Origin of the sequence: Pasteurella testudinis DSM 23072 (assembly GCF_900176075.1) — a bacterium.
Lineage (GTDB): Bacteria > Pseudomonadota > Gammaproteobacteria > Enterobacterales > Pasteurellaceae > Chelonobacter > Chelonobacter testudinis.
Genome location: NZ_FWWV01000005.1, coordinates 19,658 through 36,858, shown reverse-complemented (window position 1 = coordinate 36,858; position 17,201 = coordinate 19,658). Strand labels below are relative to the sequence as shown.

Genomic DNA, 17,201 nt, shown 5'->3' with positions numbered 1-17,201 from the left:
TAGAAGTATCACATTCCGTTCGGGCGGATATATAATCCGCCCCTACATTGACTAATAACTTATTAATTATTAGGATAAATAAGATGAGCAATAAAACCCTACTCGATCCCTATTTCGGTGAATTTGGCGGTATGTATGTGCCGGAAATTCTGGTGCCGGTGCTGCAACAGCTGGAAAAAGCGTTTGTGGAAGCCAAAGACGATCCTGAATTTATCGCCGAATTTAACGATCTACTGAAAAACTATGCCGGTCGTCCGACCGCACTGACCCTGTGCCGTAATCTGACCCAAGGCTCGAATACCAAACTCTACCTAAAACGCGAGGATCTGCTGCACGGCGGGGCGCACAAAACCAATCAGGTGTTGGGGCAAGCGTTGTTGGCAATGCGTATGGGCAAAACGGAAATTATCGCCGAAACCGGTGCCGGACAGCACGGCGTGGCGACCGCAATCGCCTGTTCGATGCTGGGCTTGAAATGCCGGATTTATATGGGGGCGAAAGATGTGGAGCGCCAATCACCGAATGTGTTCCGTATGCGACTGATGGGCGCAGAAGTGATTCCGGTCAACAAAGGCTCTTGTTCGTTAAAAGACGCCTGTTGCGAAGCGATGCGTGACTGGTCGGCGAATTACGATAAAGCGCATTATCTGCTCGGCACGGCGGCAGGCCCGCACCCGTTCCCGACAATTGTACGCGAATTCCAAAAAATGATCGGCGAAGAAACCAAACGCCAAGTGCTGGAGCGCGAAGGCCGTTTGCCGGACGCCGTGATTGCCTGTGTCGGCGGCGGCTCGAATGCGATTGGTATGTTTGCCGATTTTATCGAAGAAAGTGCGGTTCGCCTAATTGGGATCGAACCTGCCGGACACGGCATTGAAAGTGGCGAACACGGCGCACCGTTAAAACATGCCAATGTCGGCATTTATTTCGGTATGAAATCGCCGATTATGCAAACCGCCGACGGTCAAATCGAAGAGTCTTATTCGATTTCCGCCGGACTGGACTTCCCTTCCGTCGGCCCGCAGCACGCCTATTTGTACGCTATCGGGCGCGCGGAATACGAATCGATCACCGACGATGAAGCTCTCGATGCGTTCCAACAACTGGCGCAGCATGAAGGGATTATTCCGGCGTTGGAGTCCTCACACGCCTTGGCTTATGCCCTGAAATTAATCAAACAAGATCCGCAAAAAGAACAACTGTTGGTGGTTAATCTGTCCGGTCGGGGCGACAAAGATATTTTCACCGTCGATAAAATTTTAACTGAAAAAGGGGTGAAATCATGAGCCGTTTTGATCAACTGTTTCAACAATTACAGGCTAAAAAAGAAGGCGCATTCGTGCCGTTTGTGACCCTGTGCGATCCCGATTTAGACCGCTCTTTTGAGATTATCTGCACCCTGGTTGATAACGGCGCAGATGCCTTGGAACTGGGCTTTCCGTTTTCCGATCCGCTGTTGGACGGGCCGGTGATCCAAGCCGCCAATAACCGCGCACTGAATGCCGGTTGCAGCACCAAAGAGTGCTTTATTTTACTGGACAAAGTGCGGTCGAAATACCCTGAAATTCCGATCAGCCTGCTGTTATGTGCCAACCTGATTTATGCGCAGGGCTTGGATAATTTCTATCAGCAATGCCAACAAATCGGTGTTGACGCAGTGTTAGTAGCGGATGTGCCATTATTGGCTTGCGAACCCTATGTCGCCGCAGCGAAAAAATTCGGCGTGCAGCCGGTGTTTATCTGTCCGCCGAATGCCGATGCGGACACTATTCAAAGCGTGGCACAAACCAGCGAGGGTTACACCTATTTGGTCTCTCGAGCAGGCGTAACCAGTGCCGAAAACCAATCCCACGCCGCTAACTTGGACTGTTTGATTGCACAATTGAAAACCCACAACGCCCCGCCGATTTTGCAAGGCTTCGGCATCGCCCAACCGCAGCAGGTGATCGACGCGCTCAATAGCGGCACGGCGGGAGCGATTTCCGGCTCGGCAATTGTGAAAATCATCGAAACGCATTTGGATAATCATGCAGAAACACGGCGTTTATTAGGTGAATTTGTGCGCAAAATGAAAGCGGCGACTATCGCAGGATAAGTTGCTGCGACAGTGACTGTGCCGCAATCGGTCATGATTATGCGGCCGTATCAACAAACAGGGCGGATATCAAATCCGCCCTGCTTTTTTAACCGTCAATCCGGTTGATTAATTATTGACAAACTTCTCGCCTAACTCAATATCCGCTTTCAGTGTCGGTAACATCTCTTCGATCGCTTGTTGTTCAAAAGCGCTTAATGTGCCGATCGGCAGGATTTCTTCGACGCCGTTTTTACCCAAACGTACCGGTTCGGCGAAGAAGCGGGCGTATTTGCCGTCGCCTTCGACATAGCTGTACTCAACCGCACTTTCGCCGCTCAGGCCTTTCAACACCGAGATACCGAAACGGGCTGCCGCTTGTGCCATTGATAACGTGGCTGATCCGCCGCCGGCTTTGGCTTCCACCACTTCGGTGCCGGCATTCTGAATACGTTTGGTCAACGTCGCCACTTCTTCATCGCTCCAGCTTGCACCCTCCACTTGCGACAGCAACGGCAGAATGGTGACGCCGGAGTGACCGCCGATCACCGGCACTTTAATTTTGTCCAGCGAAATGCCTTTCAGCTCGGAAACAAAGGTTTCGGAACGGATTACGTCCAGCGTGGTCACGCCGAACAGTTTGTTTTTGTCATACACACCGGCTTTTTTCAACACTTCGGCGGCAATGGCAACGGTGGTGTTCACCGGATTGGTGATAATGCCGATACAGGCTTTCGGGCAAGTCGCCGCCACTTTTTCCACCAAATTGCGGATAATGCTGGCATTGATATTGAATAAATCGGAACGATCCATACCCGGCTTTCTCGCTACGCCGGCGGAAATCAGCACCAAATCTGCGCCGACCAGTGCCGGCGTCGGATCTTCGCCGGCAAACCCTTCGGCTTTAACCGGTGTCGGAATGTGGCTGATATCTTTCGCCACGCCCGGTGTCACTGGTGCAATATCATAAAGGGAAAGCTCTGTTCCTGCAGGGCATTGTAATTTCAGTAATAACGCCAATGCCTGACCAATACCGCCTGCGGCTCCTAAAACTGCTACTTTCATGTATAAACTCCTTGTTAATGTAATAAATTAAATGACTTATCTTTTATTAGTGTAAAAGGTTTAATGGCGTAATTCAAACAGATAAACTCAATATTGAGAGCTTGAGCATATTTTTAAAAAATAGCGGTTGCATATCGAAAATTTCGTAAAATTCCGTTGCTTTTTCATTGAATAATATGCAATATCTATGCAATTTTTCTGCATAGAGATTCTAATTTTATGGATATCGAGAATAAACCCGATTCGTTGACCAATGCCTTTCGCACCCTGCTGGCCGAAGAAAAATACGCTTCGCAAAGCGAAATCGTGACGGCGCTGCAACAACTGGGCTTTACCCAAGTCAACCAGTCCAAAATATCACGCATGCTGGCGAAATTCGGTGCGGTACGGATCCGCAATTCCAAAATGCAAACCGTCTATTGCCTGCCGCCGGAATTGAGCCTGCCGAATACCAGCAGTCCGTTGAAAAATCTGGTGTTGGATATTGATCACAACTCGGCGGTGATCGTGATTCGAACCAGTCCGGGCGGTGCACAGTTGATCGCGCGGCTGCTGGATTCGCTCGGTAAAAACGACGGTATTTTAGGCACGATTGCCGGTGATGATACCGTGTTTGTCACCCCGACCCGCGATATGGAGATGGCGCACTTGATGTCGAATATTCAACACTTATTTGAGACATCGCTTTAAGTTTTGCGTTTTGCCGCTTGCATTTTGCCGCTTAATTGCCTAAAACAGGGATATCTTTTCATCTTTTAGGGGGCGTAATATGCATATTTTTATCACCGGCGGCACCGGCCTTATCGGACAGTGTTTAACCCGCTCTTTACTGAAGCAAGGTCATCAACTCACCCTGTTGACACGCAATCCGACGCATGCCAGAACAAAATTTGACGGCTTGGAGATTGAGTTTCTCCCGACCTTAAACACCCTGTCGCACTTTGATCACTTTGATGCGGTGATTAATCTGGCCGGCGAACCGATTTTTGATCAGGCTTGGACTGACGAACAAAAAGAGCGTCTGCTCGACAGCCGAGTCACGCTGACACAACAGTTGGTCGAGTTGATTAACGCCAGCCGCAATCCGCCGCACACCTTCATTTCCGGCTCTGCCATCGGATATTACGGCGACAACGGCGAAAGTGCGGTCAGCGAAGACAATCCCAAAGGTTCGCAATTCCCTGCGCGGCTCTGTGCCCAATGGGAGCAAACCGCACTTCAAGCCGATTGCCGCACTTGCCTGCTACGCACCGCCACCGTGCTTTCGACGCGCGGCGGTGCGCTGACGCGTATGCTGCCGTTGTACCGCTGGGGCTTGGGCGGAAAACTTGGTTCAGGCAAACAATTTTGGGCGTGGATTCATCTTCACGATATGGTCGCCGGTATTGAGTTTTTACTCAACCACCCGACCTGCCAAGGGGCGTTCAATCTGTGCAGCCCGAATCCGGTGCGTAACCGCGAATTTAACCGCACGCTGGCAAAAATCTTAACACGACCGCACTTTGCTTTTGTGCCGGCATTCGTCTTGAAGTGGGTGCTGGGCGAACGGGCGCAATTACTGCTCGACAGCCAAAATATTCTGCCCTGCCGTTTATTGAAAGCCGGATTTACCTTCCGCTTTGAAAAAATTGATGCCGCTTTGCAGGATTGTATTAAACATTCCCATTAGCCGCCGTTTCCGATGGAATAATATTGCGGTTTCTATCATCGGCTATGGTACAATTTGCACACATTTACCTAAGACCAAGACGGAATAACAGGTTGTATCGGCATGACCGCAGCTAAAAACACAACGCAAAACGAGCAAAAGCGAAATAAACAGCAAAATAAAACCGCACCCTCGGCTAAAAATCACAAACGATTTACCCGACACAATTGCTTGATATTCGGTCTGAAATTGGGATTCACCGCCGTTTGCTGTTTTGTCTTTTATCTGATTTATCTGGACGGACAAATTCGTTCCAAAATGGACGGAAAACTGTGGCAACTGCCGGCGGAAGTGTACGGCAAGATTGAAAGCGTGCGCCTGTCCGACCGCCCCGCCCTAAATCAAATCAGAACACAATTGTTGGATAACGGCTATCGCCAGACCAATCTGTTAGGCACGCCGGGCGATTTTAAGATTGAAAATGATACGATTGTTTTAATCCGCCGCGCCTTTCCGTTTCCTGATAATGCCGAAGCGCAACGGGTGCTACGCCTGCGGTTTCAGCAAAATCAGCTGAGTGTGATCGAGGATTTGGTCAACCGCCGCGCCGTAGATGAATTCCGTTTCGATCCGAAACTGATCGCCATGCTGCAATCCAACAATGAAGACCGGCTGGCAACCCCCTTGCACCAATATCCGCGCTTGCTGATCGACACCCTGCTGCTAATCGAAGATCGCCGTTTTTATCAACATGACGGTGTCAGCCTGCTTGGGATCACCCGCGCCTTCATCACCAATATTCAAGCCGGACAAACGGTGCAAGGCGGCAGCACGTTGACCCAGCAATTAGTGAAAAATATCTTTTTAAGCAATGAGCGCAGCCTGACGCGTAAAATCAATGAAGCGTTAATGGCAGTATTGATGGACGGCCGTTACGACAAAAACCGCATTTTGGAAACCTACCTGAATGAAGTGTATCTGGCGCAAGACGGTGATACGCAAATTCACGGCTTTGCCCTTGCCAGTCAATTTTTCTTTGGCAGACCGGTGCAAGAAATCAGTTTGGATCAAATTGCGCTGTTGGTCGGCATGGTGAAAGGCCCGTCGCTTTACAATCCTTGGCGCAATCCGAACAACGCATTGCAACGGCGTAATGTGGTGCTGAAAACACTGCTTGAGCACGCTGTTATCGATCAAAAATTATATGATTTGCTCAGTGCCCGTCCGTTGGGTGTGCAGGCTCGCGGCTCAATCAACAAAGCGCAACCGGCGTTTATGCAACTGTTACAACAGGATCTGCAACAGCAGTTAGGCGAAAACAGAGCCAATAATCTGTCCGGCGCACGCATTTTCACCACCTTGGATATTCATAAACAACGGGCGGCGGAGCAAGCGCTCGCCCGTTCGGTACAACAGTTAAAATTAAAGCAGAAAATCGGCGATTTGGAAGCGGCTATTGTGGTTGCCGACTACCGTAACGGTGCAATTCAGGCGATGGTGGGCGGTGCGCAAACCCAATATGCCGGCTTCAACCGCGCTTTGCGTTCACAACGGCAAATCGGCTCCTTAGTCAAGCCGTCGGTCTATCTGGCAGCGCTGTCCGATCCGGATAATTTCCGCCTGAATACGCCGATCGAAAACCGCCCTTTAACCATTAAAATCAGAGGCAGCGCCGACTGGCAACCGCGCAATTATGACAACAAATTCAGCGGTTCGGTGATGTTGGTCGATGCTTTGGCTCGCTCGCTGAATGTGCCGACGGTCAATATCGGCATGAAAGTCGGTTTGGATAAAGTAATTGCCACGCAGCAGACAATGGGCTGGGATCAGATTAAAATCCCGAAAGTGCCGTCAATGCTGCTCGGCGCTTATGCCATCTCGCCGTATGACGTAACCAAACTGTATCAAGTGATCGCCAATGACGGTAAAAAAATTCCGCTCTCATCGATCGAAAGCGTATATCAACGCAACGGCGACATGATCTATCAACGGGCGTTTAACCCGCAGCAAGTGGTGGCGGAAGAGGCGGCGATTCAAACCTTATACGCCATGCAACAGGCGGTGGAACGCGGCACGGGTCGCAGTTTACAGCCGAATTTCGCCCAGTACCAACTTGCCGGTAAAACCGGAACGACCAATGATGCGCGTGATACTTGGTTTGTCGGTATTGACGGTGCGGACGTGGCTACGGTGTGGTTGGGACGCGACAACAACGGCAAAACCGGTCTGACCGGCGCAAGCGGCGCTTTAACCGTATATCGCGAATATCTGACATTGGTTCCGCCCGTACGTCTGACCTTATCCAAAACCAAACAAATTAAATGGATCGGCATTAATAGTCACGGCGGCTGGAATTGCAACAGTTCCCGCACTATTCCGGTTTGGGCTGATAAAAACCAAAACTTTTGCGCCTATGCCCCGCCGGCATCAAACGGTGCCGCTCCCGGCGCTGCTGCCTCGTTGCAGTCGTCCTCAAACCAAAACACCCAAAGTGCGGTTGAAAAACCAAGCAGTGTCTGGGACGCGTTGGAACTAAACCAAAGCAATGCCCCGGCACCGGTGGAAGATGCGCAACCGAGCCGTTAAAAAATCGCGTCTTCGGCAGTAGTAAGCCTCTTTCCCCCTTTTCTCTTTCCTCTTTTCTCCGAGGAAAGAGGCTTACTGATTTGATTAGCTCAAACTTGATTTACCCCTGTCTGATTCGAGATGACCTTGTTGCAGGTGAACGGCAGCAATCAAATCGTCAGCACTCACTTTAAATGCCTGTCCAAAGCCTTTAACAAACAGGCCTTGTTCAGGGATCAAATTAAATAATGTAAAATCCCTCATGTTCGTTAATCGACTGACAATATCACCATGCCGCTCACTCATCGCTTTTGTTCCTTGCAACCACTCCTCACTACCATACGCAACAATTTCTGCGGTTGCATCAAATGATAAACGGCGGCGCGCAAAAATCTGGCGGCTATTCGCTTCATCTTCAATTAACATTAATGATACTTTATTGCACGCTTTAAGATTACGTGCATGGCGTGCAATATCAGAGATAAAAACATAGTATCCCCGATCATTCAATACGAACGGAGCATAACTCACATTCGGATTACCGCTGCTATCCACTGTTGCCAATAATAATGTTCGGCATTGCCTTTTTATTTCTTGTACTTCTGGTTCTAATCGACTCTGTAAGCGCTCTTGACGTGTTACCATCTCACTTCCTATTTGTTAAAATTATACGTTTTCTCAGTTAAGCTTGTTGCATTATTTCGAATCGCACTAATTGCTCTGGCAATAATTGTCGATGTGAATCTCTGTCGATAAATATCTTGCACATTGCATTTCCTTGCCGGTTTAGAAAAAATTCCAAAGCTGATAAAAACATCACGCAGCTTAACCTAATGCCGTTGTGCAAAATCCTCCAGTAAAGCGGGTTTTTCTTCCTCTAACTTCTGCCTTAATTGTGTTAAATCCATATTTATTTTTTCCAATTAAATTAAAACTTACAACAAGTTACTTGACTCGCACACAAATATATTAATAATAATCAATCTCATTATCAATTATATTTTATTAAAAATAAGTGAATTTCTTTATTACAAGGTAAAACATGAATAATAAAATATTTCCTATTTTCTTTCTGACTTCGCTACTAGCCGCCACGACCAAAGCGGAAGAAGCCGCGTTGGAAGAGGTTCTCGTGACCTCAGAATACAGCACGAAATTAACTGAAATCAGTAAAAATCGGGAACAAATCCAAAAAGAGTTAATCGGCAGTTCGCAAGATTTGGTACGCTATACCCCGGATGTGGGAATAGCTGATCATGGGCGGCATAACAAAGGATTCACTTTGCGTGGTGTAGAAGGAAATCGGGTGGCGTTAAGTATTGACGGGATCGCATTACCCGATTCGGAGGAAAATTCCCTGTACAACCGATACGGCAATTTTAACAACTCACGCTTGAGTATCGATCCCGAATTGATCCAACGGATTGAAATCGGGCAAGGTGCCGATTCTTTCAATTACGGTAGCGGCGCATTAGGCGGTGTCGTCAATTACCGCACTTTGTCTTATCAGGATATTATCCAACTGGGTCGGCGCAGCGGCGTGTTATTAAAAAACGGTTACAGCAGCAAAAACCGTCAATTTACCAATACGCTTGGGTTTGCGTTAAATGAAAACGATATTGATGTCACGGCACTTTACAGCCAACGTCGCGGACATGAACTGAAAAGCTTAACCGATGGTGAAGATATTAACGGCTCCGCACGCGGCATTCCTGATCCTTCCAAACACCGCTATCATGCTTGGTTAGTGAAATTAGGCTACCGTTTCAATAATCTGCACCGTATCGCTTTTGAAACCCACGGGCAAAAAGGTTCAAATTACATTGACGAAAAATCTTACGTTTTGTTCGGCAGCCAGTGGCGTGAAGCTGATGATCAGCATCAACGTCAAAGCTACCGTTTATCTTATGAATTCACACCGAACTCAACCTACCTTGACACCTTAAAATTACACTACGATTTACAAAAAACCGATATCGCCTCGGTGAATTATAAAGGCGGAAGAGATTGGAAAACCGAGCAAAAGCGGTTGGACGAAGTCTATGATCGGAGAATGAAAACCAAATTTAACCAAGTTGCACTCGAATTGCACAGCCAACCATTGGCGTTTTTGGGGGCGCAACATGAATTTAAGCTAAACGGCGCATTGGGCAAACGCCGATTTGAAAACAGTAATTTAGATACGCTGATACTAGAGCGCGGATCAACCTTAATCCCCGGAACGATCCAACATCCGGTTAAAACAACACAGTTTCATATCGGGTTATTTGATCACATCAATTGGAATGAAAAGCTAACCAGCCGTTTAGGATTTCGCTATGACTCGACCCGATTAAAACCACAAGCGCTAAACGCCAAATGCAATAACTGCCAAGATACGATACCGCCCGCAAAAACCTTCAATGGATTAAGCCTGTTGATGGGAACCGATATCTTTTTAACGCCTTCATGGCTACTAAGTTATGATCTCACGTCGGGTTTCAGAACACCGTCCGCCTCTGAGATGTATTTTACCTTTGACAAAAACAGCGCTGGTCGTTGGTTAGCAAACCCCAAGTTACAGCCTGAAAAAAGCCTCAACCATGCCCTGACATTAAGTGGCGAGAGCAATCTGGGAAATTTAAAGGTGACGGTTTACCACAACCGGTATAAAAATTTTCTACATGAACAAGAAACCATTACCAAAGAGAAAAATCAATTTTATGACCCGTCCATGTGTTTTTATATCGGTGGTGATGTTTGCCGACAAGAACGGGAAATTTTAAGCCAGCAAATGGTCAATATTGATAAAGCAACAATCAACGGCATTAGCATTCAAGGCGAATTAAACTTAAGCGAAATCAGCCCTCTTCCTGAAGGATTGGTAATAAATGGTGCTTTAGGCTATAGCAAAGGAAAATTATCCAACCATTCCGCCCTACTCTCTATCCAACCGATAAAAATCGTACTAGGGTTGGGTTACGATCAACCAAAGGGTAATTGGGGATTACATGGCAAATGGAGTTACTTAGGTGCTAAAAAAGCGAAGGACGCCATGATTTATAAAAATAATTTTAACTATCGCACAAGAAACTATAGCGAAAGTCATGAGCCATATCCTTACCTCAATCAATCCGCAACACTGTTTGATCTTTATGGTTATGTGGCGCTCTCTAAAAATATCACGCTGAGAGGTGGGATATATAATGTCTTTAACCGTAAATATCAGACTTGGGATCGTTTGCGAGGAATCAATATCCATAGTACCACCAATACGATAGATCGAGACGGAAAAGGCTTGGCGCGTTTTAATGAACCCGGGCGCAATTATGTCATTAATCTAGAAATCAAATTATAACCGGATAAAACCATATAAAAGCGCCGGTGTGCTACCCAGCGCTTTTCCAATAGAGCGTAATCCCCTACTTATCCAATCCACCGAGCAAGATATATTTGATTTCCAAATAATCCTCTATGCCGTATTTCGAACCTTCGCGCCCTAAACCGGATTGTTTCACCCCACCAAACGGCGCGGCTTCATTGGAAAGAATGCCGCTATTCACGCCGACCATGCCGTATTCCAAATTTTCCGACACTCGCATGATCCGCCCGATATCACGGCTGTAGAAGTAAGACGCCAAGCCGAACTCAGTGGCATTGGCGGCGGCAATCACTTCCTCTTCGGTTTCAAATTTGAAAATCGGCGCCAACGGACCGAACGTCTCTTCTGTCGCCACTTTCATCTCGGCGGTGACGTTACGCACAATTGTCGGTTGGTAGAACAAGCCGCCCTGCTCGGCTAAAGCGCCGCCGCAAACGATTTCCGCCCCTTTTTGCAAGGCATCGGCGATATGATCCTCCACTTTGGCAACCGCACTTTGTTCAATCAAGGGGCCAAAGGTCACACCTGATTCTAAGCCGTTACCGATTTTTAAGCCGACTACCGCACTTTTAAAGCGTTCGATGAAAGCATCGTAAACCGCACTTTGCACATAAATTCGGTTGGCACAGACACAAGTCTGCCCGGCATTGCGGAATTTACAAGCCATCGCGCCCTCAACCGCTGCGTCCAAATCGGCATCGTCAAATACGATAAACGGCGCATTGCCGCCTAATTCCAACGACACTTTTTTGATGGTGGAAGAACATTGCTGCATTAGCAGGCGCCCGACTTGGGTGGAGCCGGTAAAACTGAATTTTTTCACCCGATCGTCTTCGGTCAGAACTTTACCAATTTGGGTGGCGCTGCCGGTAATCACGTTGAAAACTCCTGCCGGAATTCCTGCCCGTTGCGCCAATTCAGCCAACGCCAATGCCGAGAGCGGTGTTTGTGAAGCGGGGCGAATCACAAAAGTACAACCCGCCGCCAAGGCAGGAGCGGCTTTGCGCGTGATCATCGCATTCGGAAAATTCCACGGCGTAATCGCCGCACAAACGCCGATGGGTTGTTTAGTGACCAAAATCCGTTTGTCCGCACTCGGTGCCGGAATGGTGTCGCCGTAAATCCGCTTGGCTTCTTCGGCATACCATTCGATATAGGACGCACCGTATAAAATTTCCCCTTCGGCTTCTGCCAGCGGTTTGCCTTGCTCGATGGTCAGGATTTTCGCCAGATCCTGTTTGTGCTGTACGATCAGATCAAACCAGTTGCGCAGAATCCGGCTGCGCTCTTTTGCCGTTTTTTGCTGCCAGCCCTTAAGGGCTTGTTGAGCCGCCGCAACTGCCTCCAAGGCTTCTTGCGCCGCCATTTGCGGCACGTCGCCAATTTTATCACCCGTAGCCGGATTAAAAACCGCCACCGTTTCGCCGCTCAGCGCCGAGCGCCATTTCCCGTCGATATAACACTCGGTTTTGAGTAATTGAACATCATTCAGTTGAAACATACTTTGCTCCTTAATCGGGATCAGATTGGGAAAACTATTTATACCGCACTTTGTCGCTTTGTTGATCCAACTGGTTTAACCAGTCTAACTTTTGTTTGATTTTACCTTCCATGCCGCGCTCGGTCGGGAAGTAATAGCGGCTGTCTTTCAGTTCCGGCGGGAAATAATTTTCTCCGGCGGCGTAGGCGTTTTCTTCATGGTGGGCATAGCGGTATTCCTCGCCGTAACCGAGGGATTTCATCAGTTTGGTCGGCGCATTGCACAAGTGCGGTGGCACATCATAATCGGGAAATTGGGTCGCCTGTTGCTTGGCAGCGTTGAACGCCTGATAGACCGCGTTACTTTTCGGCGCAACGGCAAGATAGACAATCGCTTGCGCAATCGCCCGTTCGCCTTCGGCCGCGCCGACGCGGGTGAAACAATCCCAAGCACTGAGCGCAACCTGCATGGCGCGCGGATCGGCGTTACCGACATCTTCCGAGGCAATTGCCAACAAGCGGCGCGCAACATATAACGGATCACCGCCGGCGGTGATAATCCGTGCATACCAATACAGCGCCGCGTCAGGGGCAGAGCCGCGAATCGATTTATGCACCGCCGAAATCAGATCGTAATAGCGATCCCCTTGTTTATCAAAACGGGCTTGGCGTTCGCCTAACACTTCAACCAACAGCGCTTGGGTCAACTGTTTAGCACCGTCAATCTCTTGCGCCATATCAACCATCAATTCCAGACAATTCAACGCCAAGCGTGCATCACCATGCACATATTCCGCCAGAATCGCCAGCAGATTGTCTTCCAGTTGGATAGCTTGTTGTCCCAAACCGCACTTTTCGTCTTGCAAGGCGTGTTGCAAAATCGCCTGAATATCGGCTTCATTCAAGGCTTTTAATAAATAAACTCGGGCACGCGACAGCAAAGCGCTGTTCAATTCAAACGAGGGATTTTCGGTGGTGGCGCCGATAAAAATAATCGTGCCGTCTTCAATATGCGGTAAAAAAGCGTCTTGCTGGCTTTTGTTAAAACGGTGGACTTCATCGACAAACAGAATGGTGCGGCGATCCGCCAACTTGTTTTGTCTGGCACGTTCAATCGCTTCGCGAATCTCTTTCACACCGCCGGTGACGGCAGAAATCCGCTCCACCTCGGCGTTGATCCGCTGTGCCAGAATTTCCGCCAAGGTGGTTTTGCCCGTGCCGGGCGGCCCCCATAAGATCATCGAGTGGATATGTCCGGCTTCAATCGCTTTGCGCAACGGTTTTCCCTCGCCCAATAAATGCGCTTGCCCGAAGTAATTATCCAGCGTAGTCGGCCGCATCCGTGCCGCTAGCGGGCGAAAATCGCTTTCCGCAAAATCAAACGAGAGATTATTCACACCTTTTGCCATAATGACTTCTTAGCGTTGATCGTCCAATTCAACCCCTTTCGGCACGTTGAACTGGAATAATTTATTATCCAACGTCACGTTGTTCATATTGCGCAACATATACAAATTCGCCTGCCCGTCTTGTTCAATGGTGCTGAAATTACGCAACAGCCCGTTGCTGTCGATCCGCACTTCAAAGCGTTTGATGGCGCTGTTTTTGTCTTTCGGCGTCAAAGTAAAAATATCGCCTTTTTGGCTGACGCTATATTGCGCCCACTGTTTCGGATCGTTGGTGGTCAGCAAAATAAACGGGGTGTTGTCAATCGCTTCTTCCACCTTGCGCGCCGTCACCTGTTGCACAAATGGATCGTAGTACCATAAGGTTTTGCCGTCGGCAATAATTTGGGTTTCCTGCGGTTTTTTCGTGTCCAAACGGAACAGGTTCGGTCGTTTCACTTGAAACTTACCGCTGCCTTCTTGCACTAATTTACCGTTGGCTGTGGTGACGCGTTGGTTAAAATCGGCGCTGTAAGAACCGACTTCCGCCAAGCGTTGCTGTAAATCATCAATTGGCGCCGCCGCAGCGACATGAACTGCTGCCAGTAATAATGCGCCAAGTGCGGTTTTCATTAATGTTTTCATCTTTTTTCCTTCATGCATATTCCGTACGATATTTCACGCTGCTGTGATTAAGACCATGATTTTACACTTTGGTTCTTAAGCCGATCTTAACCGCACTTTGATCGCTTCACTGTTCGACATTATTCATAATTGCCGCGCGGCGCTAAAATTTCCCGCTTGCCGTTGCTGGCGGCAGAAACAATACCCTGCGCTTCCATTTGATCGACAATCCGTGCCGCACGGTTGAAGCCCAGTTTGAAATTACGCTGGATCGACGAAATTGAGGTATTGCCGGTAGTCAATACATATTCCGTCACCGCATCAAACAGATCGTCCAGATCGTCGCCACTGCCGCCGACCGCACTTTCCCCGCTTTCTTCCTCTTGTGAAACCACAATATCGTCCAAATATTGCGGTTTGCCGCGCGCACGCCAATCGTCCGCCACTTTGGAAACCTCTTCATCGCTCATAAAAGCACCGTGTACCCGAATCAGTTCGGACGAGCCTTGTCCCGAATACAGCATATCCCCGCGCCCTAACAATGCTTCTGCACCGCCTTGATCCAAAATCGTGCGCGAGTCGATTTTACTCGCCACGGTAAACGCAATCCGGCTTGGGATATTGGCTTTAATCAAGCCGGTGATCACATCGACCGATGGCCGTTGGGTCGCCAAAATCAGATGAATCCCCACCGCACGCGCTTTTTGCGCCAAACGGGCGATCAGTTCTTCCACTTGTTTACCGGCCACCATCAATAAATCGGCAAATTCATCGACAATCACCACAATATAACTCAATTTTTCCAGCGCCGGCGGCATATTGTCCATAGTATCGCCCGGCCGCCAGGTCGGATTCGGAATCGGCAGGTTCATCGCCTCCGCTTCGTCAATTTTACTGTTAAAGCCTTCGATATTGCGCACATATAACGAGGATAACAACTGGTAACGGCGCTCCATCTCGTCCACACACCAGCGCAGTGCGTTGGCGGCTTTTTTCATGTCGGTCACCACTTCGGTCAGCAAGTGCGGTATGTCGTTGTAAATCGACAATTCCACCACCTTCGGATCGATCATGATAAAACGTACTTCTTCCGGCTTGCGTTTATACAACAAGCTCAAAATCATACTGTTAACACCGACGGATTTGCCCGATCCGGTCGAACCGGCAACCAACAAGTGCGGCATTTTCGCCAGATCGACCACAATCGGCTCACCGCTGATGTCTTTGCCCAAGGCGAGCGGTAAAATGGCATTGCTTTGGTTGAATTGCTTGCTCGCAAGTACATCGCGCAAACTCACGGTTTGACGGCGTAAATTCGGGGTTTCGATACCGATATACGGCTTGCCCGGAATCACTTCCGCCACCCGAATTGAGCGGAACATCAAGGCGCGCGCCAAATCGGTATCCAAGCCACTGACTTTCGAGGCTTTGGTGCCCGGCTCTAATTCCAACTCGTAACGGGTGACCACCGGCCCGACCAATACGCTCTGCACTTTGGCTTTGACGTTGAAATTGCGCAACTGGTGTTCGATCTGTGCCGAAGTTTCATCGATCTCTTCTCGGCTAATATCCTGTTCTTCCGCTTTACGCTGTTCCAATAAATCCAAACTCGGCAACGGCGTGCTCGGTTTGCCGCTGTGGCTGACTTTCGGTTGCAAGAGCGGGTGAATCAAACTGTTTTCGTACGGTTTGTAATCCGGTACGGTTTTAGGCGCCGGATTCACCGCATTCTCATCACTCAAAATAACTTGCAGCTCTTTTTCGGCATTCAGCGCCCGCGCCGTTTTTTGCATTTCTGCCAACCGTTGCTGTTCACGTTCGGCAAACTGGCGGGCAAGCTCATTGATCATGCTATCATCTGGCTGTTCGTCATTTTCAGTGGCAGAGTTAACCGCCGACGCTACTTTTGTGGACACGTCTTGTCCTGCCGTGGCCAGACTGATCTGCGGCATTCCCTCAACAGCCGGAAGCGTGAGGTTGGTAAGCGCCATATTCGGATTTTGCGTTGCGGTTGCAATCGACACTTTTGGCAGCTCGATTGCCTGCTCAACCTGATAATTGCCAAAATCCGGTAAATCGACCGTTGTGTGAATCGCTTCAGCGTGGTCTGGTGTAGCCCGTTCAGTCGTGTTGTCGGCGGCTATTGCGTTTTCTGTTTCACGCTGTTCTGCCAAACCGACAATCACCGGTTGCGAACGGACGGGGTGCGAACGGTTTGCCTCCACGCTGTCATTTTGGTGGTTAACCGCACTTGCGCCCGATTCATTTTGCAAAACACGTTTGGTTGCGGTTTGTCTTGCCTGCAAGACGCTTTCCGGCAGGAAAATTTCTTCTAACTGCTCAACCGTTTGTTCTGCTTGGGCGGAGGCCTGCACATCCGAAGATTCGGCTTGTGCCATATTCATACCGTGTTCGCTGTCTTCCTCATCATATTTAGCCGTCAGCCACTGATAGCCGCTGACCAATAGCATCACCAAAGACATGCCCGAACTTAAGATGAAGCCAACCACCGCAACACAAAATGCCGCCATAAAACTGCCGAACATGCCAAAAGACGGATACAAACTTTTAATCAGCCAACCGCCCAACACGCCGCCGGCAAGGTAGGTATCGGTATTGGACAGCAGGAGGGTTGCCAGCGAAGTCAAACCGCACAACAGCAGTAGAAAACCGAATAAGCGCAAGATAACCCGCCCCTTGCTGAATTGATCACGCCAACGGTTGCGCAACAGCAAAATTGAGGCGATCACCACCACAAACGGAATGATATTCGCCACCGAGCCAAACAGGGCAAACAGTAAATCGATACACCACGCACCGAACGAACCGGCTTTATTTAACGGCGCTTGCTGCGGACTGGCGACGGTCCAAGCATTGTCATAAGGACTATAGCTTGACCAAGCTATAATTAAATACACGCCGAACAGTACCAATAGGCCTAAAATGATTTCAATCAGATACTGCTTGGCGGTGTATTGCGGTCTAAGGTTTCGAATCATG

General features: G+C 48.9%; 12 protein-coding genes. 6 read left to right on the top strand and 6 right to left on the bottom strand.

The window, feature by feature from the left end:
• The first annotated feature begins 83 nt into the window (after positions 1-83).
• Both trpB and trpA read left to right on the top strand, forming a co-directional pair.
• The gene (trpB, locus tag B8880_RS03745) at positions 84-1,286 is read left to right on the top strand and encodes a tryptophan synthase subunit beta (protein ID WP_084256082.1); all 1,203 of its coding nucleotides are present in this window, start codon (positions 84-86) and stop codon (positions 1,284-1,286) included.
• Positions 1,283-2,095, top strand: a complete 813-nt coding sequence (gene trpA / locus B8880_RS03740; protein ID WP_084256081.1) for a tryptophan synthase subunit alpha — start codon at positions 1,283-1,285, stop codon at positions 2,093-2,095. Before trpB ends, trpA begins: the two co-directional genes overlap by 4 nt.
• 108 nt (positions 2,096-2,203) lie before the next feature.
• On the opposite strand, the gene mdh is transcribed toward trpA, so the two are convergent.
• A complete protein-coding gene (mdh, locus tag B8880_RS03735) occupies positions 2,204-3,139 on the bottom strand; it encodes a malate dehydrogenase (protein ID WP_084256080.1) in 936 nt (311 codons plus the stop codon).
• A gap of 219 nt (positions 3,140-3,358) precedes the next feature.
• Between mdh and argR the strand changes: the two genes are divergently transcribed.
• The 3 genes from argR (at position 3,359) to mrcB (ending at position 7,373) form a co-directional block, all read left to right on the top strand.
• Complete coding sequence (argR, locus tag B8880_RS03730; RefSeq protein WP_084256079.1) at positions 3,359-3,829, top strand: transcriptional regulator ArgR; 471 nt, start codon at positions 3,359-3,361, stop codon at positions 3,827-3,829.
• A gap of 79 nt (positions 3,830-3,908) precedes the next feature.
• Complete coding sequence (locus tag B8880_RS03725) at positions 3,909-4,808, top strand: TIGR01777 family oxidoreductase (protein WP_084256078.1); 900 nt, start codon at positions 3,909-3,911, stop codon at positions 4,806-4,808.
• A gap of 102 nt (positions 4,809-4,910) precedes the next feature.
• The gene (mrcB, locus tag B8880_RS03720) at positions 4,911-7,373 is read left to right on the top strand and encodes a penicillin-binding protein 1B (protein WP_084256077.1); all 2,463 of its coding nucleotides are present in this window, start codon (positions 4,911-4,913) and stop codon (positions 7,371-7,373) included.
• A gap of 84 nt (positions 7,374-7,457) precedes the next feature.
• Here the strand turns inward: mrcB and hutZ are convergent, their stop codons facing one another.
• A complete protein-coding gene (gene hutZ, locus B8880_RS03715) occupies positions 7,458-7,997 on the bottom strand; it encodes a heme utilization protein HutZ (protein ID WP_084256076.1) in 540 nt (179 codons plus the stop codon).
• A gap of 397 nt (positions 7,998-8,394) precedes the next feature.
• On the opposite strand from hutZ, the gene B8880_RS03710 reads away from it, so the two are divergent.
• Positions 8,395-10,689, top strand: a complete 2,295-nt coding sequence (locus tag B8880_RS03710; protein ID WP_084256075.1) for a TonB-dependent hemoglobin/transferrin/lactoferrin family receptor — start codon at positions 8,395-8,397, stop codon at positions 10,687-10,689.
• Between the two features lie 64 nt (positions 10,690-10,753).
• On the opposite strand, the gene B8880_RS03705 is transcribed toward B8880_RS03710, so the two are convergent.
• From B8880_RS03705 to B8880_RS03690, 4 genes are all read right to left on the bottom strand, one after another.
• The gene (locus B8880_RS03705; protein WP_418889024.1) at positions 10,754-12,205 is read right to left on the bottom strand and encodes an NAD-dependent succinate-semialdehyde dehydrogenase; all 1,452 of its coding nucleotides are present in this window, start codon (positions 12,203-12,205) and stop codon (positions 10,754-10,756) included.
• A gap of 43 nt (positions 12,206-12,248) precedes the next feature.
• On the bottom strand, positions 12,249-13,589 hold the full coding sequence (locus B8880_RS03700) for a replication-associated recombination protein A (protein WP_084256125.1): 1,341 nt from the start codon (positions 13,587-13,589) through the stop codon (positions 12,249-12,251).
• Between the two features lie 21 nt (positions 13,590-13,610).
• The gene (lolA, locus tag B8880_RS03695) at positions 13,611-14,222 is read right to left on the bottom strand and encodes an outer membrane lipoprotein periplasmic chaperone LolA (protein WP_084256073.1); all 612 of its coding nucleotides are present in this window, start codon (positions 14,220-14,222) and stop codon (positions 13,611-13,613) included.
• Between the two features lie 119 nt (positions 14,223-14,341).
• Entirely contained in the window at positions 14,342-17,200 is a 2,859-nt protein-coding gene (locus tag B8880_RS03690) for a DNA translocase FtsK (protein WP_084256072.1), read from the bottom strand.
• Position 17,201: the final 1 nt, after the last annotated feature.

What these genes read in the sequence shown, in the direction of transcription:
- argR (WP_084256079.1), top strand. Translation starts at nt 3,359, where the DNA reads ATGGATATCGAGAATAAACCCGATTCGTTGACCAATGCCTTTCGCACC.
- B8880_RS03710 (WP_084256075.1), top strand. Translation starts at nt 8,395, where the DNA reads ATGAATAATAAAATATTTCCTATTTTCTTTCTGACTTCGCTACTAGCC.
- trpB (WP_084256082.1), top strand. Translation starts at nt 84, where the DNA reads ATGAGCAATAAAACCCTACTCGATCCCTATTTCGGTGAATTTGGCGGT.
- trpA (WP_084256081.1), top strand. Translation starts at nt 1,283, where the DNA reads ATGAGCCGTTTTGATCAACTGTTTCAACAATTACAGGCTAAAAAAGAA.
- B8880_RS03725 (WP_084256078.1), top strand. Translation starts at nt 3,909, where the DNA reads ATGCATATTTTTATCACCGGCGGCACCGGCCTTATCGGACAGTGTTTA.
- mdh (WP_084256080.1), bottom strand. Translation starts at nt 3,139, where the DNA reads ATGAAAGTAGCAGTTTTAGGAGCCGCAGGCGGTATTGGTCAGGCATTG.
- lolA (WP_084256073.1), bottom strand. Translation starts at nt 14,222, where the DNA reads ATGAAAACATTAATGAAAACCGCACTTGGCGCATTATTACTGGCAGCA.
- hutZ (WP_084256076.1), bottom strand. Translation starts at nt 7,997, where the DNA reads ATGGTAACACGTCAAGAGCGCTTACAGAGTCGATTAGAACCAGAAGTA.
- B8880_RS03690 (WP_084256072.1), bottom strand. Translation starts at nt 17,200, where the DNA reads ATGATTCGAAACCTTAGACCGCAATACACCGCCAAGCAGTATCTGATT.
- mrcB (WP_084256077.1), top strand. Translation starts at nt 4,911, where the DNA reads ATGACCGCAGCTAAAAACACAACGCAAAACGAGCAAAAGCGAAATAAA.